The sequence below is a fragment of the Pseudomonas sp. UBA2684 genome (assembly GCA_002354655.1).
In the GTDB taxonomy this organism is placed as follows: domain Bacteria; phylum Pseudomonadota; class Gammaproteobacteria; order Pseudomonadales; family Pseudomonadaceae; genus Aquipseudomonas.
Map to the genome: position 1 here is coordinate 101,353 of DELY01000048.1, position 24,657 is coordinate 126,009.

Sequence of the window (24,657 nt, forward strand, 5' to 3'; positions counted from 1 at the left end):
CCCGCTTGAGCAAAGCACAAGCCGGCGTCAGCGGCGATCTAGCAGGCAATCGCGACGGATACCCACACAGCTTGCCCGGTGCTAGGATGCGCGCGCCATGCACATCCATGATTTTCACCAACGCCTGACCGACCTCGGTGCCAAACCCATGCACATCGGGCGGATCAGCCGTGCCTGGCTGCGTGGGTTACCGCTGGACACAGGCACGCGCCATCAGAAAACCGAGAATTTTCTGCCACTCAGCGTGCGCCAAGCGTTGCCACAGCTGACGCAAGAGCTCAACGCCCTCGCCCGCCTCAGCGCCGAGCACCCGGCGGCCGATGGTTCAGCACGCCTGTTGGTGGAGCTTGCCGACAAGCAGATGGTGGAAAGCGTGCTGCTGCCGCGCGATGGTTTGTGCGTGTCCAGCCAAGTGGGCTGCGCGGTGGGCTGTGTGTTCTGCATGACTGGCAAGAGCGGCCTGCTGCGGCAGTTAAGTACGGCTGAAATCGTTGCCCAAGTCGCACTCGCCAGGCGCTTTCGTCCGGTGAAAAAGGTGGTGTTCATGGGCATGGGCGAACCGGCGCACAACCTCGACAACGTGCTCGAAGCGATCAACCTGCTCGGCACCGAAGGGGGCATTGGCCAGCGCAACCTGGTGTTTTCCACCGTGGGCGACCCGCGGGTGTTCGAGCGGTTGCCGCAGCAACACATCAAGCCGGCCCTGGCGCTCTCGCTGCACACCACCAACGCCGAACTGCGCCAGCAATTACTGCCGCGCGCGCCGCGCATCGACCCGGAAGAACTGGTGGAATTGGGCGAGCGCTATGCCCGGCAGATCGACTACCCAATCCAGTATCAGTGGACGTTGCTCAAGGGCATCAACGACAGCCAGGAAGAAATGGACGGCATCCTGCGCCTGCTCAAGGGCAAGTACGCGCTGATGAACCTGATCCCCTACAACAGCCTGGAAGCCGACGCTTACCAGCGCCCCGATGGTGAGCGCATCGTGCAAATCGTGCGCTATCTGCACAGCCGCGGCGTATTGACCAAGGTGCGCAACTCCGCCGGGCAGGACATCGACGGCGGCTGCGGTCAGTTACGCGCCCGCGCCGCCGGCGTGCTCAACACCCGGCGCCAGCAGACACCGCCCCGCTGACGGTACACCCAGCGCTCCCAGCCCGGCCGCGACACCAGCGACAGCTCGGCGTACGCGGTTGCGCCATGGTCCAGCCAAACACAATAAGCCGTAGATTAGGGTCGTGGGTGTAGCCTGAGGGGACGCGACGAAGCCCAGCGACTCTGCCACAGGCTGTTGGACTTCGCTACGCTCAACGCCAACCGACCTCAGAGCATCGGGCGGCAGCCACGAAAACCGGGCGATTCACACGCGCCAACCCCATGCAACAGGGCAAGTTCTCCACCGCAGGCTGACCTCGTTGATTGTCGCGCTGATATGGCAACGCCGCATCAGGCTATAAGCAGCTAGACTTGAACGACGGAGGTGCATATGAGCGAGCACGACGACAACGACAAACCGCTGACTTTGTGGGAAATGCTGCAAAGCGTGTTGGCGGCAGCACTCGGCGTACAGAGCGGGAAAAACCGCAGCCGCGACTTTAGCCGCGGCAAACCTAGCCATTTCATTATGCTCGGCGTGCTGTTCACCGCACTGTTCGTGCTGGTGATCATAGCCGTGGTCAAGCTGGTGCTGCATTTCGCCGGCGTCTGAATCACTGCAACAACGGTGTGATCGAGAAGCGGTAAGCCCTCATCCGCGGCTGATAAAGGGCGCTGAAACGGCGAAAGTCGAGGTCATAACCTGGCACCTGCAAACGTGTCGACAAGCGCGCGGACTGCTCGGCATCGAGCAGGCTAAATACCGGCGCGATCTGGTCCTTACCGCCGCGCACGGCGAAGTCCTGCCCCGCGTGGTAATCGTGCAGCAGCACCATGGCCCAGCCACCCAGGGTGAAATGTCCACCCACCAAGACACAGACCTGGCCGGCCATTCGCGCCCGCAGCACTTCTTCAGAGTTGTTCAGGGCCGAAAAATACAGATCCGTGCCCGCACGCTTACCCAGCTCCTGCGCCGCTTGCATGGCACCAAAAGCCATCTCGTCATTCGCCGACCAGACCAGGCGCACATGGCTGTATCGCTGTAGCAGCGTTTGCGCCTGCTCGTAGGCGCGCTGGCGCGTCCATTCGCCATACACCAGCTGCTGCAATTTGACTTCTGGGTGTTCCGCCAGCGCCTGGCGCAAGCCCTGCTGACGCAGCAGTGCCGACGGTGTGTGGCGCGTACCGGAAAATGCCAGCAGCTCACCCGGCTGACCCTTGAGCTTGGCGATCAACGCCTTCGCCATCAGGTAGCCGGCTTCTTCGTCGTTGGGAATCAGGCTGCCAATCCAGTTGCGGTAGTGCTCACGCGGCCCGCCGACGATGCTGCGCTGCTCGGGTGTCAGGGTGCTGTGCACGGAAAATAGCTTGGTCGGGCTGTCGGCGAACAAGCGCAGCAGTTCTGGCGCGGCATACATCTCATTGACGAACACCAGGTAATCCGGCTGTTGCGGGCGCGCCAACACACGGCGCGCGTTACTCAGCAAACGCTGCGGGTCTCGGTCGCCATAAATCACCTCCAGGTGCATGCCGAGATCATCGGCAGCGGCTTGCATAAACGCGCTGTATGCGACCCAGAATCGCTCATTGGCATAACCTGGATTGAGAAATACCACCGACGCCGGCTTGGTCCCGACGCTGATACTGGCGGCGGACGCCGCATGCGTCGCGCCAGCAAAGAGCACGAGCCACACCCCAAAGAAAAAACCAACGACTAACCTGATCACGCACACACCCTCAAAAATGCGCGCGCATTGTAAAGCCGAAGCAGTGGCATTTTGCCGCCACCCATCTGTAAACCCACAAAAAGAGCGGGCTTCAGTTGCCTGAAGCCCGCTTCCTCATCAATCCAGCGGTATCAGTCCAGCAACCGGATCTACTGGTTGCTGACCCAGAATACCGCGGTGAGCACGGCAATCAGGATCAAGGCAAAGATCGCGCTGGCGTCAACCACGCTGTCGCGGTTATCGGGTTCGGAATGTTCGGTCATTGGCTACCCCTTTATTGTGCTTATGGGTGGATCGCCCTTGCAGTTAAGACCAGGACGGCGTCTTGCTCAAGCATTGTGGTTATGCTTTGGCGTCGCCTTAGTTCTTACAGTTCTGTTCATATACTAATTCTTCACTTTTGCGCATAACCCTGAGCTGGTATCTTGCCCCGGCTCCGCCTGGAGTGCGCGGCCGTGCGCGCTGATTTGCTGCAAGCAGCCTGAAAACAGGACCCTTCATGTACGTATACGACCAGTACGATCAACACATCATCGAGAGCCGCGTTAAGCAGTTCCGTGATCAAACCCGCCGCTACCTGGCCGGCGAGCTGAGCGGCGAAGAGTTCCGCCCGCTACGCCTGCAGAATGGCCTGTACATTCAGCGTTACGCCCCGATGTTGCGCGTCGCCGTGCCCTACGGCCTGATGTCGTCGACGCAGGTGCGCAAGCTGGCGCAGATCGCCCGTGACTACGACAAGGGCTATGCACACATCAGTACTCGCCAGAACGTACAGTTCAACTGGCCCGAACTTGAAGACATTCCGGACATCCTCGGCGAGCTGGCCACCGTGCAGATGCACGCGATTCAAACCAGCGGCAACTGCATTCGCAACACCACCACCGACCAGTTTGCCGGTGTCGCCGCCGACGAACTGATCGATCCGCGCCCCTGGTGTGAAATCATCCGCCAGTGGTCGACCTTCCACCCCGAATTCGCCTTCCTGCCACGCAAGTTCAAGATCGCCGTAAATGGTGCGGTCAGCGACCGTGCGGCAATTGAAGTGCACGACATCGGCCTGGAAGCCGTCAGCAACGATGCCGGCGAGTTGGGTTTCCGTGTCTCGGTCGGTGGCGGTTTGGGCCGCACGCCAATCGTTGGCAGTTTCATCAACGAGTTTCTGCCCTGGCCACACCTGCTGAGCTACCTCGACGCCATCCTGCGCGTGTACAACCGCTATGGCCGCCGCGACAACAAGTTCAAGGCGCGGATCAAGATCCTGGTCAAGGCGCTGAGCCCTGAAGTCTTCGCGGAAAAAGTCAACGCCGAATGGGCGCACCTGAAGGATGGCCCGACCACCCTGACCGACGCCGAAGTCCAACGCGTGAAGCAGTTCTTCGTCGATCCGGCCTACAAAGCGCTGGAGCAGCAAACCGCCGCGCTCGCTGAGTTGGATGCAGAGCATCCCGGCTTTGCCCGCTGGCGCGCGCGCAACACCTGCGCGCACAAAAAGCCCGGTTATGTGGCCGTCACCCTGTCGCTCAAGCCAACCGGCGTAGCACCGGGCGATGTCACCGACAAACAACTGGATGCGATTGCCGATCTGGCCGACCGCTACAGCTTCGGTGAAGTGCGTAACTCCCACGAGCAGAACATGATTCTTGCCGACGTCGAGCAGAGTCAGCTGTTCCAGCTTTGGGGCGAGTTGCGCGAGAACGGTTTCGCCACGCCGAATATCGGCCTGCTGACCGACATCATCTGTTGCCCAGGTGGCGACTTCTGCTCCCTGGCCAACGCCAAGTCGATCCCGATTGCCGAAGCCATCCAGCGCCGCTTCGACGACCTCGACTACTTGTTCGATATCGGTGAAGTCGACCTGAATATCTCTGGCTGCATGAACGCCTGCGGTCACCACCACGTCGGCCACATCGGCATCCTTGGGGTGGACAAGAAAGGCGAGGAGTTCTATCAGGTCTCGCTCGGCGGCAGCGCCAACCGCGATGCCAGCCTGGGCAAGATTCTCGGCCCGTCCTTCGCCGAGCATGCCATGGCCGACGTGATCGAGAAGATCATCAAGGTCTACATTGAACAGCGCACCGAAGACGAGTGCTTTATCGACACCTACCGCCGTATCGGCATCGACCTGTTCAAGGAGCGCGTCTATGCAGCGAATCATTAAGAACAACCAAGTCGTCGACGAAACCTGGCACCTGCTGCCCAAGGACGCGACTTTGGATAGCCTGTCCAACTGTGACGACCTGATCGTTCCACTGAGCCTGTGGCGCGAGCACGACCACGCCCTGAAAGCCCGCGACGGCGGCCTGGGCGTATGGCTGGATGCCGACGAGGAAATCGAAGAAATTGCCGACGACCTCGCCAACTTCCAAGTGATTGCCCTGAACTTCCCCAGCTTCACCGACGGCCGCCATTACTCCAGTGCGCGTTTGCTGCGCGAGCGTTATGGCTACCAAGGTGAAGTGCGGGCGATTGGCGATGTTCTGCGCGACCAGTTGTTCTTCATGAAACGCTGCGGCTTCGATGCCTACGCAATTCGCCCGGATCGTGATCCGTACGATGCACTGGCCAGCCTGAACGACTTCGACGAGGTCTACCAGGCCGCGTGCGACCAGCCTCAGCCGCTGTTCCGCCGCCGCCAGCCGTGAGCTAAGCACAAGCCAAAAAAAGCCCTGCATACGCAGGGCTTTTTCGTTTGTGGCTGGCAGGCTGGCGTCAATGCCGGGCGCAACCTACACCTCAGTCCACCCGCAGCAGCACCCGGCCGACCAGCTTGCCGGCGAGTATCTGATCAATCGCCTGGGGTAATTGCTCCAGGCTGACCTCAGTCACCAGCGCCTCCAGATCGAGCTTCCACTGCAGCGATAGCCTGTCCCACATGGAGGCCTTGACCACCAGCGGCAACTCGACAGAATCGACTCCCAGCAGATTCACCCCACGCAAGATGAACGGCAGCACACTGCCCTTGAAACCGACGCCCGCGGTCAGCCCGCAGCACGCCACGCTGCCGCCATAGCGCAACGCCTTGACCACATTGAACAGAATCTCGCCGCCCACGGTATCCACCGCACCGGCCCATTGTTCCTTAAGCATTGGCCGCTCGCTGCCCTCCAGCAAAGCGTCACGCAGCACGATTTGCTCGGCGCCCAGGCCCTTGAGAAATTCGCCTTGCGCCTCCTTGCCGGTAGAGGCCGCCACGCGATAGCCGAGCCGACTCAGCAAGGCCACCGCGACACTGCCGACACCGCCGGTGGCACCCGTGACCAAGACTGGGCCGGCATCTGGCGTCACGCCGGCCTGCTCGAGCTTGTCAACGCACAGCGCGGCAGTCAGCCCCGCAGTGCCAAGTACCATGGCCTCACGCAGCGACAAGCCTTGCGGCCGCTTGAGCGCCCAGGCGGCGGGAATACGGATGTACTGGGCAAAACCGCCGGCGGTATTCATGCCCAAGTCGTAGCCGGTGACTATCACTTCATCGCCGGCCGCGAACTCGGCAACGCTGGAGGCCGCCACCACCCCAGCCGCATCGATGCCTGGGGTATGCGGGAAGAGCTTGGTCACCCCACGGTTGCCGCTGGCGGACAGCGCGTCCTTGTAGTTCAACGAGGAGTATTTGACGCGAATCAACAGCTCGCCCGCCGGCAACTCCTGGGTATCGCGCTGAACCAGCACCTGCTCGAATGCACCGGCAGCGTTTTCGCGAGCCTGCAATGCCATGAATGTCGTCATTTTCATCTCCTCTAGTCGAAAGCGGATTACCAGAAGCGCTGCTGGTTGAGGCGACTCAGCCAGTTCAGGGCAAAGCGATCCAATGCCACGCTGGCCGCCAGGCCAACGCGCTCCTGCAGGGTTTTCTTCTCGGCGTAATGCAAGTGGAACAACTCCGCCTCCTTGGCCCGCTCGGCCAGGTATTCGTCGCTGGTCTGCAACTCATCCACCAGTTGCTTATCCAATGCGGCAAGCCCCAGCCAGACCTCGCCCGTGGCGATGCCGTCGATGTCCAACTGCGGGCGATAGCGGGCCACGAAGTTCTTGAACAGTTCATGGGTGGTTTCCAGATCCTCCTGGAACTTCTCCCGTCCCTTCTCGGTGTTCTCGCCGAAAATCGTCAGGGTGCGTTTGTACTCGCCAGCGGTGAGCACCTCGAAATCAATGTCATGCTTTTTCAGCAAACGGTGCACGTTAGGTAGCTGGGCGACCACGCCAATCGAACCCAGGATGGCGAACGGCGCGGAAATGATCTTCTCGCCAATGCACGCCATCATATAGCCGCCACTCGCCGCGACCTTGTCGATGCACACGGTCAGCGGCACGCCAGCCTGACGAATGCGCGCCAGCTGCGAGGAGGCCAGGCCGTAGCTGTGCACCATGCCGCCGCCGCTCTCCAGACGCAGCACCACTTCGTCCTGCGGTGTGGCCAGGCTCAGCACGGCGGTGATTTCATGGCGCAGGTTATCGGTGGCCGATGCCTTGATGTCGCCGTCGAAGTCCAGCACATAGACCCGCGGTTTATGCACGCCGGCCTTCTTGGCCAGCTTGGCGGCCTTGCCGTCCGCCTTATGCGCCGCCTTCAACTGATCCTTGTCCAGCACGGCTTGCTGCAAGCGCTGGTGCAGCTGCTTGTAGAAATCATTGAGCTTGTGCACCTGCAACTGTCCCGCAACCCGCCGGCCTTTGCCGCGCACCGCCGCCAGCGCTACCAGCACGATCAGAATGGCCACCACCAGGGTGACCGTCTTGGCCAGAAAGCCCGCGTACTCAGCAAGAAACTCCACGCCATTCCCCCTCATTTATGCATGCCAGCGCCCGGTGTCGAGGGGCGCGCTCAGCACCCAAGCATACCGGCGCCACTGGTCGACGACCAGTTACCTGGTGTGGCGCCATTAGTCGTACGGATCTAATTCAAACAAGCGTATGTTTTTTCGTTGACAGTCCCCAGCGATCCTCATACCCTCGCGAAACTTTCAACGTACCGGGATCGCAGCGGACGTGGGCAGCATCTACCTGATTCGACATGGCCAAGCCTCATTCGGTGCCGACGACTACGATGTGCTATCGCCCATTGGTATTCGCCAGGCCGAAGTATTGGGCGCGCACCTGGCCCAGCTGGGTCTGCGCATCGACCGCAGCGTGAGCGGCGATCTACGCCGCCAACAACACACTGCTACTGCCGCATTGACCCAGCTGACCCGTGCCGGCCTGCAAGCGCCCGCACTGGAAATTGACGCAGCCTTCAACGAGTTCGATGCCGATGCGGTGATCCGCGCCCTGCTCCCGGACCTACTCCCCGAAGAACCCGAAGCCCTGCACGTGCTGCGCAATGCCGCGCAAAACCGTGCCGAATTCCAGCGCCTGTTCGCCCGCCTGATTGGCCGCTGGATCAGCGGCGAGCATGACAAGCCTGGCCTGCAGAGCTGGCAGGGCTTCGTCGAACAAGTCCAAGGCGGCCTGCTGCGCCTGCTCGAACAAGCCGAGAGCAAGCAGAACATCGCGGTATTCACCTCCGGCGGCACCATCACCGCCCTGCTCCACCTGATCACTGGCGTGCCGCCGGCCCAAGCCTTCGAGCTGAACTGGCAAATCGTCAACACCTCACTGAGTTGCCTGAAGTTTCGCGGCAACCAAGTGAGCCTGGCTTCCTTCAACAGCCATGTGCATTTACAGCTGTTGAAGACGCCGGAACTCATCACCTATCGCTGAGTGCCGGCCCACTGCTCCCATACGGGCGCTAGAAAAACCTGAAAATAAAGGAAGAAACCATGAGCGTTGCAGACATCGTCAATACCATGCAGTCCAAGTTCAACGCCGGTGCCGCTGCCGGCCTGGATCTGGTGTTCCAGTTCAACATCGAAGACGGCGAGAACTACGCCCTGATCGTCAAGGACGGCACCTGCGCCGTTGAGAAAGGCGACAACGCCAACGCCAACGTGACCCTGATCATGGACACCGAAACCCTGAAAGGCATCACCAGCGGTGAAACCGATGGCATGCAGGCTTTCATGTCCGGCAAGCTGCGCGCCGAAGGCGACATGATGCTGGCCATGAAACTGGGCGAACTGTTCCCGGTTTAAGCGACAGGCCAACACTGAACACAAAGAAAACCGGAGTCCTGGACTCCGGTTTTTTTTCGTCCGCAGACTGGGCTTCAATGATCAATCAGGCAACCTGATTGTGTGGCAACACGCCCGCCTATAACGGCGCGTATTGCTTGTGATGATCAGGGTGCAGCATTAGATTAACCAATAATCTCGGGCACCCATCATAAGTAGAAGGGATAAGCATGGCGCTTACTGACCAGTCCACTCGTATCCGCGAAGGCGAAGAGCTCGACGCGGCGATCATCGACTCCTACCTCAAGGCGCATATCCCCGGCCTGAGTGGCGAACCGCGCATCAGCCAGTTTCCCGGTGGCGCATCGAACCTGACCTACCTGCTCGAATACCCTGACAAAGAATTCGTCCTGCGTCGTCCGCCGTTCGGTCACAAGGCCAAATCCGCGCACGACATGGGCCGCGAGTACCGCATCCTCAACCAGCTCAACGCCGGCTTTCCCTATTGCCCGAAAGCCTATGTGCACTGCACCGACGAATCGGTGATCGGTGCCGAGTTCTATGTCATGGAGCGGGTCAACGGCATCATCCTGCGCTCGGACATGCCAACTGAGCTGAACTTCGACGCCGATAAAACCCGCGCCCTGTGCAAAAGCTTTATCGACAAGATGGTCGAACTGCACAACGTCGATTATCAGGCTTGCGGCCTCGGCGACCTGGGCAAGCCGGAAGGCTACGTACAGCGTCAGATCGGTGGCTGGAGCGACCGCTATGCGAAAGCCCTAACCCCCGATGCGCCGCTGTGGGAACCGGTCAAGGCTTGGCTCAAGGACAAGATGCCCGCCGATCACCACAAACCGGCAATCGTGCACAACGACTACCGCTTCGACAACGTGATCCTCGACCCGCAGAACCCGAGCCAGATCATCGGCGTGCTGGATTGGGAGCTGACCACAATCGGCGACCCGCTGATGGACCTGGGCAACACCCTCGCCTACTGGATCGAAGCCGGCGATCCGCCACCGGTACAACTGATGCGCCGTCAGCCGAGCAATGCACCGGGCATGCTGACCCGTCAGCAGTTCGCCGACTACTACGCCGAGCGCGCCGGCATCGAAATCAACAGCATCGACTTCTACTACACCTACGGCCTGTTCCGCCTGGCCGGCATCGTGCAGCAGATTTACTACCGCTATTACCACGGGCAAACCCAGGACAAACGCTTCGCGCAGTTCATTCAGATGAACAAGCTGCTGGAGCAGATGAGCCTGCAGGTCATCAACAAGTCGCAGCTGTAATCCGGCCTAACGCATTCAGACAAGGGGAACCGCATGTCCAAGACCCAACTGTTCGACCTCGACGGCAAAATCGCCTTCGTCTCCGGTGCCAGCCGTGGCATCGGTGAATCCATCGCCAAATTGCTGGCCCAGCAAGGCGCCCATGTGATCGTCTCGAGCCGCAAGCTCGACGGCTGCCAAGCGGTTGCCGATGCGATCGTCGCCGCTGGCGGCAAGTCGACTGCGATTGCCTGCCACATCGGTGAAATGGAGCAGATCCAGAACGTCTTCGCGCAAATCCGCGAGCAATTCGGCCGCCTGGACATTCTGGTCAACAACGCCGCGACCAACCCGCAATTCTGCAACGTATTGGACACCGACCTGTCGGCCTTTCAGAAAACCGTCGACGTGAACATCCGCGGCTACTACTTCATGTCCATCGAAGGCGGCAAGCTGATGAAGCAGAACGGTGGCGGCAGCATCATCAACGTCGCCTCGATCAACGGCGTCTCGCCGGGCGAGTTCCAGGGCATCTACTCGGTGACCAAGGCCGCGGTGATCAGCATGACCAAGGTCTTTGCCAAGGAATGCGCGCAGTTCGGCATTCGCTGCAACGCCCTGCTGCCAGGCCTGACCGATACCAAGTTCGCCTCAGCACTGACCAAGAACGACGCGATTCTCAATATCGCCCTGCAACGTATCCCGCTCAAGCGCGTCGCCGACCCGAGCGAAATGGCCGGCGCAGTGTTGTACCTGGCCAGCGATGCCTCCAGCTACACCACCGGTGTGTCGCTGAATGTCGATGGCGGCTTCCTTTCCTGATAAAGCGTTGCACACGACAAAGGCTATGTCCCGGTTACGTGTTGCAGGAGAAACCGCGCTTTTGTGGGAGCGGATTTATCCGCGAAAATCTTTGAAAACTGAAGATCTTTCGCGGCTAAAGCCGCTCCCACGTGACGGCGGTCTGCATCAACAGTTAACGGGTACAGAGCCATGAAAAAGGGACCTACGGGTCCCTTTTTTGCTTTGTAGGCGCAGCGCTTACTGCCAATCCTGCATGGCCTGATTGGCCGCTTGATTCATCGGCTGCGCCAGTAACCCCGTCGGCGTCAGGCTGACGCTGTAAACGGCGTCGTCGGCGATTGGCAGGTAGGTGACGCGTCGCGCCTGCGGGTCGAACATGAACAGGTCATGCTGGCCCAGGCGCAACCAGCGCCACACATCGATGCCGTACGGGCTTTCCGCCAGATCGGCCTGGGCATGCTGGGCCAAGGTTTGTTGCTCGATGGACAGGAAACGCCCCGAGAGTTTTTCCAGACGGTAGCCTGGCTGCAAGCCGATCAACGCGGCCAAGCCTTTCCATTGCAGCAGGCGCGCATCCAACTGCCAGAGATCCCCTTCGAGGATCACGCTGCGCTCGTGGCTGCCTTCCAGCAGATTGACCCGGTAGCCGGAACCTTGCGCCTGAAAGCTCAGGGTCAGCAGTGGCTTGCCTTGCGGCAGCGGCGCATAGCTGTACAGGTCATAGGCCGCCAGGCCAATCAGCCCGGCCAGCGCGAGGAAAGCCAGGCCACAGGTGCCGCGTAACCAACCCATAAACCACTGACTGTTGAACAGAATACGTGCCGCGACCCACACCGCCAGCACTGCCAACAACGCCGTTGCCCAGGCCAGACCGTCGTACTGCATTGGCTTGATTCCTTCTGCGTGAAAATGCCGGCATTATGCGCAGCTGTCTCGCCCCCGAACAGCAAGATCGCTGCGCAATCGGACACAGGTCGTCTTTTTTATGCCCTTCCCTCTTGAGCTCGCCGTTGACCCCACGACACTGGCGATCCTGGCCTTGGTGGCCTTTATTGCCGGCTTTATCGACGCCATCGCCGGCGGTGGCGGTCTGCTGACCATTCCAGCCCTGCTCACTGCTGGCCTGCCGCCGCATCTGGTACTCGGCACCAACAAACTCAGCGCTACCTTCGGTGCAGCGGTCGCCAGCTACACCTTCTACCGGCGCAAGTTGTTCGACCCGGCGCAATGGCGCAATGCCTTGATCGGTACTGCCATCGGCGCGTTTCTCGGTGCTGCCATCGCCCAGTGGCTACCCGCCGAATGGCTCAACCAGATGCTCCCGGCGGTGGTATTCGCCTGCGGCCTGTACTTGCTGTTCGGCCGCACGCCGGACGCGCCGCTGAACCCGGACGCCCCTATTCCGCGCGTCCGCCAGTGGCCGCAAAGCCTCAGCCTGGGGTTCTACGATGGCGTGGCCGGCCCCGGCACAGGCGCGTTCTGGACGGTCAGCAGCCTGCTGCTCTACCCGCTCGATCTGGTGCGCGCCAGCGGCGTGGCCCGCAGCATGAACTTCGTCAGCAACGCCTGCGCCTTGTCGATCTTCATCATTAGCGGGCAAGTCGCCTGGCTGCTGGGGATCTGCATGGGCCTGGCCCTGATGGCCGGCGCGTTTCTTGGCGCGCGCACGGCGATCAAGGGCGGTTCGAAATTCATCCGCCCGGTGTTCATCCTGGTGGTGTTGGCGCTGACCGCGCGGCTAGCCTGGCAGCACTGGCTCGGCTAAGCCCAGACGGCGCGCCACATAGACATCGATCAGGTAGCGGGCGATCGAGCGCGCCGCCGGTAAAGGTGGCAACTGGTGCACGCTGAACCACTGCGCATCTTCGATCTCGTCCGCTTGCATGACGATCTCGCCGCCGGCGTATTCGGCATGGAAACCGAGCATCAGCGAATGCGGGAACGGCCAGCCCTGGCTGCCGAGGTAATGCACGTTCTGCACCTCGACCCCGACCTCTTCACGCACCTCGCGCTGCACGCACTGCTCCACCGATTCACCAGCCTCGACGAAGCCGGCCAGGGTGCTGTAGACACCGGGGACAAAACGCGGCGAGCGCGCCAGAAGAATCTCATCGCCACGGGTCACCAGCACGATCATGCTCGGCGACAGGCGCGGGTAATGGTGTAGCTCGCAGCGCGGACAATGCAGCGCCCTTTCGCCGGCAAAATGCTGTGTAGGGCCGCCACAGCTGCCGCAGAAGCGATGCTGGCGCGCCCAGGTGCCAATTTGCGTGGCGTAGCTGAGCAGCTTGAAGGTATCGGCATCGCCTTGCAGCATGAACTGCCGCAGGCTTTGCCAGAGACAGCCCGGCAACTCGACGGGTTGATCGAGCTCCAGCAGGTAGATCGCATCGCCGTCGAAATGGCCGAGGCCGTGCTCGGCGAGGATCGGCAGATCCTGTTTTTTCAACCATTCGCGTGGAAACAACACGCCGTTGCTGTCGGCGAGAAAATGCTGCTTGCAGTGCGCCAGTACCCAGCCACCCGATTGCTGGCTGTCGAGCACTGCTGGCTGCCAGCGCGAGCTCATTTAAGCCGCCACCGGCAAGCCCAAGGCACGCACGCTTTCGGCGGCCAGGTCGAGCACACTGGGCTGGGTCTCCGGACGCAGCACGGCGCCGGCCTCCAAGTAATATTCGAGGCTACTCAAGGCATCCGCAAGGGTTTCCAGCATCTGCTCGGAAGGCATCTGCGGCGCCTCGAGCATTTGCTTCTGGATGTATTCGGCACAGGCGCCGACCAGCAGGGCCGCACGCTCTTGGCCGAGAAACCACAGACCACCGCGCACCGCCTGCAAACTGAACGGCACGTTGGACAGGTGCATGCGGTCGCCACTGGCTTCCAGGTACGCGGTGATCGCGCGTTTGGCCAGCGCCAGGCCGGCTTGGGCTTCGTCGACCACGACAATGCGTGCTTCGTTAAGTTGGTGGTAGGCAAAAGACTCCGCTTCATGACCCGGCTGCGCTTGCACCGCGCGCGCATCGCGGCGCTCGCCGCGCTCCAGGCTGGCCACCATGCCTTCGACATAGAGCACCGCATCGGCCAGCTTGAGCAACTCCTGGGTCTGCGGCGGGCTCTCTTCGCTCCACCCGGCGACCGTCTGCAACTGCGCACTCAACGAGTTGCCGGCCGAACTGAGGCCGACCATGCCCAGGGTCTTGCTTAGCTTGCCGAGCAAGGCATGCAGGTTGCTGAGGTTGTCCGCCTGCAAGGTGCCGCGCTCGATCAGGTCGAGCATATCTTTGACACTGGCCAGTTCTTCGCGAATCGCCGAACTGAGCGAACGCATCACCGCCTGCCCCGGACCAGCCAAGCGCTGGTATTCCTCTTCCAGCAGGTGATCGGTGAAAGGTAGCGGCGTCAGGCCGAACAGCTCGCGCACCGGGGTGGCGACCGGGCCACGGCTATCCGCCAAGGCCACCAGGTAGAGCAGCTCTTTGAGCAGGCTACGCGGCGCCTCGTATTGACCATTGCCGAGCATCTGCTTGAGCTCGCGATCGATCCGCGAGAACAGCTGCTTGCGCGACTTGCGCGCCAGCAACTGACCGTCGACCTGCGCCTCCAGCGCCGCTGCACCAATCCAGCTCAAACGGCCGCGCGGCTCATTGGCATACAGACTGTCCAGCCGGCCCATGGCGCGGCCCATCAGCTTCAGACTGGCTTGTGGATTCTGCTCACGGATAAAGCCGAGTAAGCCAACTTGATACATGTGACGCAAACGACGCCCTTCGATTTCCTTGGCCGCCGCATCCAGAGCCACAGGCGTGCTGCGTGGGCGGGCATGATCGAGGCGGACGCTGAAGAAAAAGCTCTCGGGCAAGGCCGGCTGGCCACCGGCTTGGCGCAAATCGTTGATCGCCGGCAGCAACAGCTCAGGCATTTCCTGGCGGTGCGCGTCGACGTTTTCCAGGTAGCGGCGCAGCACATGCAGCGCATTACTCAGCGCCGAGAGCTGCACATCACGCTCTTCGCCGGCACCGGCGGGAATATCGGTGGCCTGGTCGAGCACTTCCTGGGCCAGCAACTCGGCCCCCGCCAGCTCAATCAAGTTGAGCGTGCCGCGCACCTGCTGCAGGTTTTCCACCGCCTGCTGCAAGAGGCTGCCGTTGTGCCGCTCGGCGATGAACTGTTCGAGGCTCGACTCAGCCTCCTCTATCGTGGTGAACAGCTCGTCGCGCACCAAGCTAAGGGACGTTGCTCCAGAAACCATGAGCTATTGCGCCTCCCGCGCCGGTAGAAAAGACAGTTGCGGGCAATGCATCAGTCGGCGAACTCCGGCTTCTGCTTGCTCATATGTGCCGCCATCGCCACACGCAGGTCGGCCGATTGCAACATCGCCGCGTTCCAGGTGGCGATGTACTCAAGGCCATCGTCGACCCGGTGGTCGCGCATGTAGCGAATCATGTGTTTGGTGCCGCGCACCGCAACCGGCGATTTTGCGGCGATTTCACGGGCAATCTCCATCACCCCGTCGAGCAGTGCCGTGGCATCGCCGTAGGTACGATTGACCAGGCCAATGCTACGCGCCTCGTTGCCGTCGATGCTGCGCCCGGTGAAGGCCAGCTCGCGCATCATGCCATCGCCGATGATCCGCGGCAGACGCTGCAAGGTGCCGACGTCGGCGGCCATGCCGATGTCGATTTCCTTGATCGAGAATTGCGCGTCGACGGTCGAGTAACGCATGTCACACGCAGCAATCAGGTCGATGGCGCCACCCAAACAGTAGCCCTGGATCGCCGCCAGCACCGGTTTGCGGCACTGGTCCACGGCATTGAACGAGGCTTGCAGTTCGAGAATCTTGCGCCGCAGCGCTTCGGCATTACGGCCGACGTCCTTGCCCAACTGGCTGCCAACCTGCGCCAGCATCATCAGGTCGATGCCCGACGAGAAATGCTTGCCCGCCCCGGAAAGCACCACTACCCGCACCTCATCGGTGGCCTCGATCCAGCGGAAGATCTCGATGATCTCCGCCCAGAAGTCGGCGTTCATGGCGTTGACTTTTTCCGGGCGATTGATCACCACATGGGCGATCTTATCTGCCAACTCGACACGAAAGGCTTTGTAGTCGGACACGGCAGTCATCCTCAGCGGCAGATGGCGCAGACGCGCATAGAAATATTCTTATGATTACAACCGCGCAACTATAACAAGGACGACATAAATGTCGATGCCAGCCACTGTGACGCAGGACACGTCATCGCGTTAAGCATCACCTTGGGTGTTGGCGTTAACCACTTGATCTACCGAGGATACTGCCGCGGCCACAGCGCAGTTTGCAGGGTCTGCGCCGCAGCCGGCAGACTCAGCTCTTGAGGCAATCGACCGTGTAGCTGGCTCCGTCGGCACCCTCCTGGCGTTGCAGGCCGTGCACATCGGCATCAAATCCAGGGAAGCTGCGATCAAAGGTGCGGGCGAAGGCCAGGTAATCGATGATCGAACGGGTCTGCGCGGTAAACCGCTCGCCCGGCATGATCAGGGGAATACCCGGCGGATAAGGCACCAGCATCACGGCGGCGATGCGCCCTTCGAGCTGGTCGATGGGCACGGCCTCGACCTCACCGCGAACCAATTGGTTGTAAGCATCCGCCGGTTTGATGGCGACTTCCGGCAACACCGTGTACATGCGTTTGAGCGCTTTGGCCGTGGCGTTTTCGCGGTAGCAGCGGTGCAGCGCATCGCACAGATCACGCAAGCCCATCGCGTGGTAATGCGCACCGCCCGCCTTGGCTATCGACGGGAGCGCCACGGTGAGCGGCAGGTTGGCGTCATAACTGCGTTTGAACTCCAGCAGCTCGGTCAGCAAGGTGCTCCACTTGCCCTTGGTAATGCCCATGGAGAACAGCACCAGGAACGAATACAAGCCGGTCTTCTCCACCACCAGGCCGCGTTCCCAGAGGAACTTGCTGACCACGGCCGCCGGAATTCCCCGCTGATCGAGCTTGCCGCCAGCCGTCAAGCCGGGCGTCACCAGGGTGACCTTGATCGGATCGAGCAGCACATAATCCTCGGCGACGTCACCGAAACCATGCCAGTCCGCCTGCGGCTGCAGCAACCAATCGCCGGTCGCCACATCTTCGGTGCCTTCAACCTGAGGCGGCTGCCAGATGCTGAACCACCAGTCATCAACCTTGAGGTTCTGCCGCAAGTTGGCCAACGCGCGGCGAAAGCTCAGCGCCTCATCGAAGGTTTCCTGAATCAGCGAGCGACCGGCCGGGCCTTCCATCATCGCCGAGGCCACATCCAGCGAAGCGATGATGCCGTACTGCGGCGAGGTGGAAATGTGCATCATGAAGGCTTCGTTGAAACGGTCGCGGTCTAGCTGGCGCACCCCGCCATCCTGCACGTGGATCATCGACGCCTGGCTGAACGCCGCCAGCAACTTATGCGTCGAGTGGGTGCTGAACACCAGCGGGCCGGTAGCCTCACGCGAGGTGCCCATGCCATAGCGGCCGGCATAAAACTCATGGAACGCCGCATAGGCGTACCAGGCCTCGTCGAAGTGCAGCACCTCGACGCTGTCGCCGAGGGTCTGTTTGATCAGCTCGGCGTTGTAGCACAAGCCATCGTAGGTCGAGTTGGTCACCACCACGAGCTTGACCTTCGGCGCACGGCCCCGGGCCAGCGGGCTGGCATCGATCTTCGCTTGAATCGACTCGCGGGAAAATTCGCTCAGCGGAATCGGTCCAATGATGCCCAGCTCGTTACGCTCCGGGCACAGGTACAACGGGATCGCGCCGGTCATGATGATCGAGTGCAGGATCGACTTGTGGCAGTTGCGATCGACCAGCACCAGGTCGTCGCGGCCGACCATGCTGTGCCAGACGATCTTGTTGGCCGTCGACGTGCCGTTGATCACGAAATAGGTGTGATCCGCGCCAAAGTTGCGCGCGGCGCGGGCTTCGGCTTCGGCCAAGGGCCCGGTGTGATCGAGCAGCGAGCCCAACTCCGGCACCGATACCGACAAGTCGGAGCGCAAGGTGTTCTCGCCGAAGAACTGGTGAAACGCCTGCCCCACCGGACTCTTACGATAGGCCACGCCGCCGCCATGGCCCGGCGTGTGCCAGGAGTAGTTGGACTGTGCGGTGTGCTGCACCAGGGCTTTGAAAAACGGCGGTAGCAGGCCATCCAGGTAATTGCGCGCGGCGCGGGCGACCTGACGGGCGAGAAACGGCACGGTGTCTTCGAACAGGTAGAGAATCCCACGCAACTGATTCAGGTCGATCATCGCCTCGGCGGGCGCATTCTCGATGGTCACTTGTTCGCCAATGGCAAAAATCGGCAACTGCGGCGCCCGCAACCGAGCGATACGAATCAGCTCGACCATGTCTTGCAGCAGGTGCTTGTTCTCCCCCGCGCCTTCGGCGGCCACCAGAATGCAGGCCAGCCCGTGGTGGGTCGACGCCACGATGCGCCCTTCGGCGGAGCTGGCGGTGGACAGAATGCTGAAGCCGTCCTGCTCCAATTCCTGGGCGATGGCGCGCACCCGATCACCGGCCACGGTGTCGGCCTTGATGTCGCGGTGCACGATCAGGACGGGGAATTTGAGGTCTTTATACATTGTGGCGTCCCTGAAGGTGGCAGACCCGAGCCTGCCTATCGCCTCAGGGTAGAGGCTCGCCCCCGCGGGCGGAACCCCCTGGGCTTGACCCTGTACGAAAAGGTCGCGCGCCGATAACTCGACGCGCAGCACGGGCCGTCAGACGTCGGCTTTGGCTTGCTCCAGCTGCACCCACAACGGCGGCGCCCCGGCAGATTTTTCGATGATCACCAAACGCGCCGCGTGCTCGGCCAACTCCTCGGCACTGGCGCGAATCACCGGGGTGCGCTGACGCTCGGCAGGCAACCGGCGAATTGCGCTGGGCTGCTGGCGGCCGTTGCTGTCGCCCTCGGAACCGTCGCCAGCCAGGGACAGGTTGGTCTGCCCGCCGGTCATGGTCAGGTAGACGTCGGCAAGGATCTCGGCATCGAGCAACGCGCCGTGCAGGTCACGGCCGGAGTTGTCGACGCCATAACGCTTGCACAGCGCATCAAGGTTGTTGCGCTGCCCTGGGTGGCGCTCGCGGGCCATCATCAGGGTGTCGAGGATCGAGCAGTGCTCGCTGATATCAGCGCGCTCGTCCTGCTTGATCAGGGCGAATTCGTTGTTGATAAAGCCAACGTCGAACGCCGCGTTGTGGATGATCAGCTGCGCGCCCTTGATGAACTCGAAGAACTCGTCGGCGACTTCCTTGAAGCGCGGTTTGTCCTTCAAATCGTCATTGGTGATGCCGTGCACCGCGATGGCGCCCTCGTCGATCTCGCGATCCGGCTGCAGATAGACGTGGAAGTGCCGCCCGGTCAAGCGCCGCCCGATCAGCTCGACGCAGCCGATCTCGATGACCCGATGGCCGTCAGCGACCGGCATACCGGTGGTTTCAGTATCCAGGACCACGCTACGCATGTTTCAACCTCCTTACATCGTCAACACCACGATTGGCCAACTGGTCCGCGCGCTCGTTACCGGGATGGCCGGTATGCCCGCGCACCCATTGCCAAGTCACGGTGTGCCTGTTCACTTGTTCATCCAGTTGCTGCCACAAGTCGGCGTTTTTCACCGGCTGCTTGGCGGCGGTTTTCCAGCCACGTTTTTTCCAGTTCGGCATCCAGTCCTGAATGCCCTGCATGACATATTGCGAGTCAGTCACCAGGCGCACATCGCACGCACGCTTCAATTCGGCCAGGGCACGAATCGCCGCCGTCAGCTCCATGCGATTGTTGGTGGTCTCGGCCTCGCCGCCCCACAGTTCTTTTTCCACACCTTTGAAAACCAGCAACGCACCCCAACCGCCGACGCCTGGATTGCCCTTGCAGGCGCCATCGGTGTAAATCTCAACCTGTTCAGACATGCCGAGCCTATCTCTTAATAAATGCCGTTTGGCGGGCGCTATTGCCGCTCAGAATTGCGCCGGCTGACCTTGGCCACTGGCATGGGCACTAGTTTGCCCATGGGCTCACGGCGTGATTGCCGTAATGGGCGCAGACCGATGACCAGTTTGCGCGCCACCAGCAGGTAGAAGCCACCGCCCGGCGACTGCCAGGAGCCGCCTGAATGCTCTAGAAATGCCAGCCGCGCCTGCCAGGCCGGCGAAGAAAGCGGCGGACGATAGCACCCGAAGCGGCGTTTCTCCAGCGCAAAACCGAGCAGGTGCAACCAGTCACTGACCCGACTGGGCGCGATGCAGCGCGCCTGGCGCAAGGCATCCTGACTGAACAGCCGGCGCACGCCCCAGGCACTGGCCGGGTTGATTCCGACCACCAGCAGGTGGCCGCCGGGACGTACGCTGCGGGCGGCTTCGCGGAGCAAGCCATGCGGCGACAAACTGAAATCCAGGCCGTGTTGTAGCAACACCACATCGGCGGCATGTTCGGTCAGCGGCCAGGCCTGCTCCTCGCAGACGATTTCCACACCACTGAATGGCGCCCCCATGCGCACGCTGCGCTGAATTTGCGAGGCATTCGGCGGCGCATCGGCAGACGGGCCGTAATGCACCAGGTAGCCGCCGAAGAAGCGCGCCAACTCCTCTTCCAGCAACCGCTGCTCTTGCGTCAGCAATAACTGCCCCAGCGGGCCACTGAACCAGTTGCGCGCCGTAGCGATGAGGCTGAGCCAATCGGCATCGGCCTGGGCGAAAGGATGATCAGACATAAGGATTACCTGCGTAGCCGTCGCTGCCAATGAGGCCTAAGATGCACCTTTATGCCCTGCTAAGCGACCGCATCATGCTAAAGATCGACGCCCTGCCCGCCTTCTCCGACAACTATATATGGTTGCTGCAAGACCTCGAGCAACGCCGCTGCGCGGTGGTCGACCCAGGCGATGCGGCGCCCGTAGAAGCCTGGCTCGCCGCCAATCCGGGCTGGCAACTGAGCGATATCCTGATCACTCATCACCACTTCGACCACGTCGGCGGTGTCGAGCGCCTGAAAAGCGCGACAGGCGCCCGCGTGCTCGGTCCGGCTCAGGAAAATATTCCCGCCCGCGACCTGCCGTTGAGCGAAGGCGATAGCGTCGAAGTCCTCGGCCAGCGCTTGCGGGTACTCGAAGTGCCCGGCCACACCTTGGGCCATATTGCTTACTACCAGGCCGAGCAGCAGTGGCTGTTCTGCGGCGACACGCTGTTTGCCGCCGGCTGCGGGCGCTTGTTCGAGGGCACTGCCGAACAGATGCACGCCTCGCTCAGCCGGCTCGCGGCGTTACCGGGGCAAACGGCGGTTTACTGCACCCATGAATACACCCTGAGCAACCTGCGCTTCGCTCAAGCGGTAGAGCCGAACAACCCGCAGATTGCCCAACGCCTCCAGGAGGTCAGCGCGTGGCGCGCGGCTGGGCAGATCAGCCTGCCGTCCACCGTGGCGTTGGAGCGCGCGACCAATCCGTTCCTGCGCAGCGCCGAAACATCCGTTAAAGAAAAAATCGAGGCGCATGAAGGGCGGGTCAAGCGCTCGCCCAGCGAGGTATTCGCCGGCCTGCGAACCTGGAAAGACAGCTTCTAAAAGGTCGACAACCGCCCAAAAGACTGGTTAAAACTTGACCACCCCCGAAGTGGTTCCTAGAATCGCCCGACCTTCGCACCGGGAAGAACACCTCAACCAATGCCTTCATCACCGCGCAAGACCTTGAATTTAAAGGCATTGACACAAAGCGCTCGTGCGCTCGTGGTGGTGTTCTGCGCAACCTTGGCCGGCTGTCAGAGCATGGGCAATGGCGCCGCTGACGACCAGGGCAACGACACCGATCTGGCGGTAGGCCTGGAACGCGAGCCGGAATGGCTGACCGAGAGCATCAAGGCCGAAGAACCCGAAGACATTTGGGAACGCGTGCGCAACGGCTATCAGTTGCAAGACACCATCGGCATCAACCCGCGTATCGAACAGCAACGCTTGTGGTTCGTCAGCAACCCCTCGTTCGTCGAAAAAGCCGGTGAACGCAGCAACCCTTATATTCACTACATCGTCGAGCGCCTGGAAGAGCGCAACATGCCGATGGAGCTGGCGTTGTTGCCGATGATCGAAAGCGCCTACAACCCCTTCGCCTACTCGCACGCCCACGCCGTTGGGCTGTGGCAGTTCATCCCGTCTACCGGCCGCTACTTCAACCTGCGCCAGACCAGTTGGTACGACGGTCGCCGCGACGTCATGGCCTCGACCAATGCGGCGATGAACTACCTGTCGCGCCTGCATGAAATGTTCAACGGCGACTGGCTACTCGCCCTCGCCGCTTACAACGCCGGCGAAGGCCGCGTCAGCCGGGCCATCGAGCGCAACCAGAAGCTCGGGCTGCCAACCGACTACTGGAACCTGTCGCTGCCGACCGAGACACGCAATTACGTGCCCAAACTGCTGGCCCTCTCGCAAGTGGTCATGACCCCGCAGGCTTACGGCGTGAGCTTGAATCCGATCGCCAACGCACCCTATTTCGAGAAAGTCGAACTCAAGCAGAGCATGGACCTGTCACGCGTCGCGGCCATGGCCGACCTCGACGAGGACGAGCTCTATCAGCTCAACCCGGCCTTCAAGAAGCGCATTACCCTGGATGGCCCGCAGCACTTGCTTGTGCCGACCGACAAGGCCGATTTACTGATCGCCAACCTGTCGCTGATGAAGCCGCAGGAGCAGGTGAACTGGCAGGAATACACGGTAAGGTCGGGCGACAGCCTGCATGGCATCGCCAACCGCTATCACCTCACGGTCAATACGCTGCGCGACATCAACAAACTGTCCAGCAATCACCTGCGTATTGGCCAGGTCCTGAGCATCCCCGCCGAGCCTGGCGTACAGCCGACTGAGCCGCTGTTCCAGAACGTGGCCAGTCGCGCAACGGCGCCACCCGCATACCGGGTGAAGAACGGCGACAACCTGTGGCAAATCGCCAAGGCCCACCAAGTAGCGGTCAAGGACGTACAGCGCTGGAACAACCTCAAAGGTAACAACCTGCGTGTCGGGCAAACCCTCGCCCTACAAGGCACAGCACCGGCCTCGGCGCAGGCGCGCAATGGCGTGACCTATTACAAGGTGCGCCAGGGCGATTCGCTGTACCTGATTGCCAAACGCTTCAAGGTGCAGATGCAGCACCTGCAGCGCTGGAACCCGCGCGCCGGCAAGGCGCTAAAGCCGGGACAGACCCTCACCCTGCACCTGAAGCGCTGACTCAAGGGCGCTTGCTCAACGCCTCCAGGCAACGTCCGGTGAGCTGGGTAAACCGCTGGAAGGCGACGAACTGCTCGTGCTTCAAGGCCCGCCCGGAGACCCGGCTGTCGGCATACAGCACGCCAATTTCACGGGTACCGGCCAGCAGCGGCGCAATAAAGAACATGCCCTGCCCCAGGCGTTGGCGAATTGGCTGCGTGACCAATTCGTTCAGGTTGTAGCTGGCGGGTACGCCCATCCACAACGCCTCCTTATTGCGCAGCACGTAACTGAAGATATGCGGCTGCTCGCGCTGCTCGACCGGCAATAAGAACTCGCTCATCCAGCCCTGTGCGCCCTCGCCGATTACTCGCTTGGCACGGAAACAGCTTTGTCCGTCGGCCAGCACCACCAGCATCACCCGCTCAAGACCCGCGCCTTGGTGCAAGCCCTTGAGCAAGGTGTCGAGAATCATGCCGACATCGCCACGTCGCGAAGCCATCAAGCCGAGGTCTTGCAAGGCTTGCTGCAAAGTCAGCAAATTGGGCTGCAACAAGCGCGCCTTGCGTTGCTCCTGCTGTACGCGAATCTGTTCGGGATCGGTGTTGGGAATCAGGCTGCACAGCTTGCTGGCGCCAAAGGTCGCGGCCACCTTGACCGTTTCATCGGCACTGGCCAGTACTTGCTGCAAGGCCTCCTGCGGCGTAACCCCGATAAAATGCGCCATCTGCTCGACCAATGCTTCCATGGCGGGCGAATCCCAGCCCTCCAGCGCCGCCTCGCTGATCCTCGCACCCAGGTTCACGGCAAAGACTGCCGGGTCGTTATGGTTGGCGGTGTTGTGCGCCAGGCTGGCGATTGCGCCGAGGTTCCAGCTCTTCACCAGGCCCTGGGTCAATTGCCGAAAGCTGGTGCCCAGCACGCTACGTACCGCTTCGTCGACATCGACACCGGGCTGCGCCAAAGCACTGGCCAACTCGTCGGCCTGTTCGCCGCCACAGCCCCAGAACGCCAACTCACCCAAGTGATAGAGCAACGCCGCGATAAACACCTCTTCCTGGTGCCTGGACAGTACGTAACCGGCAATATTGCGCGCCTGGACCGCGGCGTGAAACGAGCGCGCCAGCAACTCCTGCAACTGTTCGCGCGGTGCCCGGGTGAGCAAGCCATCGATCAGGCTCACCGACAAACCGATCAGGCGCACATTTTCAAAGCCGATCAGCATGATGGCCCGCGAAATCGTACGGATGGGTTCTTGCGAGGGGTTGTAATAGACACTGTTGCCGACGCGCAGCACTTTCGAGGTCAGCGATGCATCGCGCAACAGAACATCGGCGAGTTGCTGCACCGAAGATTTTTCTTGTTGCGCGAGTCGGTGCAGATCTTGCACCACCGCGGCCAGGGCGGGTAATTCGGCTTGGTTTAATCGATCAACCCATGACTGCAAACCATGGCTACGTGTACCCAAGTTCAAGGCCTCATTATGGTTTATTCGAGTGTAGT

Annotated in this window: 23 protein-coding genes; 11 read left to right on the forward strand and 12 right to left on the reverse strand. The window is 61.3% G+C overall.

Annotation, left to right across the window (positions count from 1 at the left end; all coding sequences use genetic code 11):
- The first annotated feature begins 97 nt into the window (after window positions 1–97).
- Window positions 98–1,138 (forward strand): RNA methyltransferase, encoded by a 1,041-nt coding sequence (locus tag B3M58_RS16945; protein ID WP_296220856.1) that lies wholly within the window; start codon window positions 98–100, stop codon window positions 1,136–1,138.
- Window positions 1,139–1,489: 351 nt separating this feature from the next.
- Window positions 1,490–1,711, forward strand: a complete 222-nt coding sequence (locus B3M58_RS16950) for a DUF2970 domain-containing protein (RefSeq protein WP_296220857.1) — start codon at window positions 1,490–1,492, stop codon at window positions 1,709–1,711.
- Between the two features lies 1 nt (window position 1,712).
- Here the strand turns inward: B3M58_RS16950 and B3M58_RS16955 are convergent, their stop codons facing one another.
- Complete coding sequence (locus B3M58_RS16955; RefSeq protein ID WP_414704103.1) at window positions 1,713–2,783, reverse strand: ABC transporter substrate-binding protein; 1,071 nt, start codon at window positions 2,781–2,783, stop codon at window positions 1,713–1,715.
- Window positions 2,784–3,324: 541 nt separating this feature from the next.
- Here B3M58_RS16955 and B3M58_RS16960 point away from each other — a divergent pair.
- Window positions 3,325–4,983 carry a nitrite/sulfite reductase gene (locus tag B3M58_RS16960; protein ID WP_296220861.1) on the forward strand — a complete coding sequence of 553 codons (1,659 nt, stop codon included), beginning with the start codon at window positions 3,325–3,327 and terminating at the stop codon, window positions 4,981–4,983.
- Entirely contained in the window at window positions 4,967–5,467 is a 501-nt protein-coding gene (locus B3M58_RS16965) for a DUF934 domain-containing protein (protein ID WP_296220864.1), read from the forward strand. The genes B3M58_RS16960 and B3M58_RS16965 overlap by 17 nt, the downstream gene beginning before the upstream one ends.
- A 91-nt stretch (window positions 5,468–5,558) precedes the next feature.
- Here B3M58_RS16965 and B3M58_RS16970 read toward each other — a convergent pair whose 3' ends face one another.
- Both B3M58_RS16970 and sohB read right to left on the reverse strand, forming a co-directional pair.
- Window positions 5,559–6,548 (reverse strand): YhdH/YhfP family quinone oxidoreductase, encoded by a 990-nt coding sequence (locus tag B3M58_RS16970; protein ID WP_296220865.1) that lies wholly within the window; start codon window positions 6,546–6,548, stop codon window positions 5,559–5,561.
- A gap of 26 nt (window positions 6,549–6,574) precedes the next feature.
- Window positions 6,575–7,594, reverse strand: a complete 1,020-nt coding sequence (gene sohB / locus B3M58_RS16975; protein ID WP_296220866.1) for a protease SohB — start codon at window positions 7,592–7,594, stop codon at window positions 6,575–6,577.
- A gap of 214 nt (window positions 7,595–7,808) precedes the next feature.
- Here sohB and B3M58_RS16980 point away from each other — a divergent pair, with 214 nt between their 5' ends.
- From B3M58_RS16980 to B3M58_RS16995, 4 genes are all read left to right on the forward strand, one after another.
- Entirely contained in the window at window positions 7,809–8,519 is a 711-nt protein-coding gene (locus tag B3M58_RS16980; RefSeq protein ID WP_296220868.1) for a histidine phosphatase family protein, read from the forward strand.
- Window positions 8,520–8,578: 59 nt separating this feature from the next.
- Entirely contained in the window at window positions 8,579–8,890 is a 312-nt protein-coding gene (locus tag B3M58_RS16985; RefSeq protein WP_090255840.1) for an SCP2 sterol-binding domain-containing protein, read from the forward strand.
- A gap of 209 nt (window positions 8,891–9,099) precedes the next feature.
- Complete coding sequence (locus B3M58_RS16990) at window positions 9,100–10,167, forward strand: phosphotransferase family protein (protein ID WP_296220872.1); 1,068 nt, start codon at window positions 9,100–9,102, stop codon at window positions 10,165–10,167.
- 33 nt (window positions 10,168–10,200) lie between these two features.
- The gene (locus B3M58_RS16995; RefSeq protein WP_296220874.1) at window positions 10,201–10,968 is read left to right on the forward strand and encodes an SDR family oxidoreductase; all 768 of its coding nucleotides are present in this window, start codon (window positions 10,201–10,203) and stop codon (window positions 10,966–10,968) included.
- Between the two features lie 219 nt (window positions 10,969–11,187).
- Here B3M58_RS16995 and B3M58_RS17000 read toward each other — a convergent pair whose 3' ends face one another.
- Window positions 11,188–11,835, reverse strand: a complete 648-nt coding sequence (locus B3M58_RS17000) for a hypothetical protein (RefSeq protein ID WP_296220875.1) — start codon at window positions 11,833–11,835, stop codon at window positions 11,188–11,190.
- Between the two features lie 100 nt (window positions 11,836–11,935).
- On the opposite strand from B3M58_RS17000, the gene B3M58_RS17005 reads away from it, so the two are divergent.
- Window positions 11,936–12,715: a TSUP family transporter gene (locus B3M58_RS17005; protein ID WP_296220877.1), complete on the forward strand. Its 780-nt coding sequence runs from the start codon at window positions 11,936–11,938 to the stop codon at window positions 12,713–12,715.
- Here the strand turns inward: B3M58_RS17005 and nudC are convergent.
- The 7 genes from nudC to B3M58_RS17040 all read right to left on the reverse strand — a co-directional run bounded on the left by nudC (window position 12,689) and on the right by B3M58_RS17040 (window position 20,674).
- A complete protein-coding gene (gene nudC, locus B3M58_RS17010) occupies window positions 12,689–13,519 on the reverse strand; it encodes an NAD(+) diphosphatase (protein ID WP_296220878.1) in 831 nt (276 codons plus the stop codon). The genes B3M58_RS17005 and nudC overlap by 27 nt on opposite strands.
- Window positions 13,520–15,199 (reverse strand): ferrous iron transporter B, encoded by a 1,680-nt coding sequence (locus B3M58_RS17015; protein WP_296220879.1) that lies wholly within the window; start codon window positions 15,197–15,199, stop codon window positions 13,520–13,522. It lies immediately after the preceding gene.
- A 50-nt stretch (window positions 15,200–15,249) separates the two neighbouring features.
- The gene (locus B3M58_RS17020; protein WP_296220881.1) at window positions 15,250–16,062 is read right to left on the reverse strand and encodes a crotonase/enoyl-CoA hydratase family protein; all 813 of its coding nucleotides are present in this window, start codon (window positions 16,060–16,062) and stop codon (window positions 15,250–15,252) included.
- 229 nt (window positions 16,063–16,291) lie between these two features.
- Entirely contained in the window at window positions 16,292–18,547 is a 2,256-nt protein-coding gene (locus B3M58_RS17025) for an Orn/Lys/Arg decarboxylase N-terminal domain-containing protein (RefSeq protein ID WP_296220882.1), read from the reverse strand.
- Between the two features lie 138 nt (window positions 18,548–18,685).
- On the reverse strand, window positions 18,686–19,429 hold the full coding sequence (gene dnaQ / locus B3M58_RS17030; RefSeq protein ID WP_296220883.1) for a DNA polymerase III subunit epsilon: 744 nt from the start codon (window positions 19,427–19,429) through the stop codon (window positions 18,686–18,688).
- Window positions 19,422–19,874, reverse strand: coding sequence for a ribonuclease HI (rnhA, locus tag B3M58_RS17035; protein WP_296220885.1), 453 nt, complete (start codon window positions 19,872–19,874; stop codon window positions 19,422–19,424). Before rnhA ends, dnaQ begins: the two co-directional genes overlap by 8 nt.
- A gap of 38 nt (window positions 19,875–19,912) precedes the next feature.
- Window positions 19,913–20,674 (reverse strand): class I SAM-dependent methyltransferase, encoded by a 762-nt coding sequence (locus B3M58_RS17040; RefSeq protein ID WP_296220886.1) that lies wholly within the window; start codon window positions 20,672–20,674, stop codon window positions 19,913–19,915.
- A 74-nt stretch (window positions 20,675–20,748) separates the two neighbouring features.
- Between B3M58_RS17040 and gloB the strand changes: the two genes are divergently transcribed.
- Window positions 20,749–21,522 carry a hydroxyacylglutathione hydrolase gene (gloB, locus tag B3M58_RS17045; protein WP_296221047.1) on the forward strand — a complete coding sequence of 258 codons (774 nt, stop codon included), beginning with the start codon at window positions 20,749–20,751 and terminating at the stop codon, window positions 21,520–21,522.
- A 99-nt stretch (window positions 21,523–21,621) separates the two neighbouring features.
- Window positions 21,622–23,175 carry a LysM peptidoglycan-binding domain-containing protein gene (locus tag B3M58_RS17050; RefSeq protein WP_296220887.1) on the forward strand — a complete coding sequence of 518 codons (1,554 nt, stop codon included), beginning with the start codon at window positions 21,622–21,624 and terminating at the stop codon, window positions 23,173–23,175.
- A gap of 1 nt (window position 23,176) precedes the next feature.
- Here B3M58_RS17050 and B3M58_RS17055 read toward each other — a convergent pair whose 3' ends face one another.
- Window positions 23,177–24,622 (reverse strand): HDOD domain-containing protein, encoded by a 1,446-nt coding sequence (locus B3M58_RS17055; RefSeq protein ID WP_296220889.1) that lies wholly within the window; start codon window positions 24,620–24,622, stop codon window positions 23,177–23,179.
- Window positions 24,623–24,657 lie beyond the last annotated feature (35 nt).